The organism is Bradyrhizobium sp. Kon69, assembly GCF_055807515.1.
Genome location: NZ_JBVVOS010000075.1, coordinates 1 through 1,646, shown reverse-complemented (window position 1 = coordinate 1,646; position 1,646 = coordinate 1). Strand labels below are relative to the sequence as shown.

The following is a 1,646-nucleotide window of genomic DNA, read 5'->3' as shown; positions in this document are numbered from 1 at the left end:
GGTCCGGATGGCGAGGATCTCGCCCGCGCCGGCCTTGGCGAGCAGGTCGTTTCGGCCAACCTGGATCTCACCGCAATCACCCGGGCTCGATTACGGCTGCCGTACTTGAATGATGTCGCGCGGCTGGGTAGCCGCTTGCGGTCGCAGCTGCCGAACGCCAAACGGTCGCTGATCTGATCTTCAGAGAGCGCGCGCCGACTGTCGAACGATCAAGCCATTATTGGGCTCGTGGGTCCTCTGAGGCCGCGGGCGACCACTGGTCGAGCGATATTTTGAGCCGCGACGGTTTTTGGGCAACGCCCTCACGATGGCACGCAAGAGTTCTGCTAGCCATCGCGGAGCGGGCCGATGTTTTGGCCGATCCTGGCGAGGACCGCATTGATGCGATCTCTGTCGCGGCCTTTGACATAGCTGCGGTCCATGCGGTGCTCGCCTTGATATGCCGCCTTAAATCCGGACGTCGCTTGACAGCGATTGGTCGCCGATATCCATAGCGATGTGCTGCGGACCGTCTGCGCGCATCCCTTGCTTAATTGGTAGTGCGCATCTACACGAGTTCGGATGTGGCCGATCATATCGGCTGTGCGCCACGATATCCTAGACGCCGCGAGACAGTCGCCGCCGCATTCATGACAAGAGGTGCCAGCTGCCGTTCACTTTGCTGACTAAAATGAAATACCGGCATCGTGATGGCAATTGCGGCCGCAACTCGTCCCCTCCGATCGAGGACGACGGCCGCGATCGAGGCAATCTCGGGAATGAACTCTCCCACGTTGAGCGCGTATCCTCTCTCGCGAATGCTGCACAGCTCGCGTTCCAGAGCGCTCGCATCAGTGATTGTCCGCTCCGTGTAGCATTCGAGGCCGAGTGCCAAAACCTCATCCAGCGTGGAGCCAACCATTTGCGACAGCATAGCTTTTCCACTAGCCGTGCAGTGGGCCGGGTTGCGACGCCCGGGTGCTGCGATGTGCTTGATCGAACCGGGGCCAAGTGCATGCTCGACATTGATCGCCTCCGTCTTGTTCCAAAGACTGAGCGAGGCCGACTCCCTCGCGCGCTCGGCAAGTTCTTCCAGGTAAGGTCGCGCCACCCTGACCACATCGAGTTCACCAAGAAGTCTGCTCGCGAGCGCGATAAGCTCAACTCCGAGCACAAAGCGGCCAGTCTCGTCGTCGCGCTCGACAAATCGGTTGTGTTCAAGGGTCGCCAGTGTCCTGGAAACTGCGCTTGCATGCTTTCCTAGACGGCGCGCGATCTCATTTACACCGATCGGCTTTTCACTCGCGCCGACAACCCTCAGCAAATTCAACGCGCGTTGGACGGTCGTAACCTCTCCGACGGCTCGGCCGCGATTGCTTGGAGAACGTTTGCCAGAATTCATCGAAATACCTCGGCTACAAGGCGTTCATACACGTAGAGTGAATCTGTAACGAGTACTGCGGCGTGCCAGCGATTGATAATGTCTCGGTTCAGGCCGGGGCTGGCGAGTTCGTCTCTTTTGTCGGGTCGAGCGGCTCCGGAAAAACGACGACATTGATGATGGTTACGGGTCCAAGACCCCAACCGCTCGGCGAGATCTCTATCGGTGCTCGTTCCGTAACTGGGCTGCCAGTGCACAGGCGCAATATCGGGGTCGTGTTCCAAAA

General features: G+C 59.2%; 2 protein-coding genes. One reads left to right on the top strand and one right to left on the bottom strand.

What is annotated here, in order from left to right:
* Positions 1-571 precede the first annotated feature (571 nt).
* Positions 572-1,381, bottom strand: coding sequence for an IclR family transcriptional regulator (locus tag AC0L3U_RS38215; RefSeq protein WP_259219134.1), 810 nt, complete (start codon positions 1,379-1,381; stop codon positions 572-574).
* A 62-nt stretch (positions 1,382-1,443) separates the two neighbouring features.
* Between AC0L3U_RS38215 and AC0L3U_RS38210 the strand changes: the two genes are divergently transcribed.
* On the top strand, positions 1,444-1,646 hold a 203-nt coding region (locus tag AC0L3U_RS38210), incomplete at its 3' end, for an ATP-binding cassette domain-containing protein (protein WP_473285250.1).

Bases quoted from the DNA above. Each gene is read 5' to 3' on its own strand.
- AC0L3U_RS38215 (WP_259219134.1), bottom strand. From the start codon at position 1,381: ATGAATTCTGGCAAACGTTCTCCAAGCAATCGCGGCCGAGCCGTCGGA.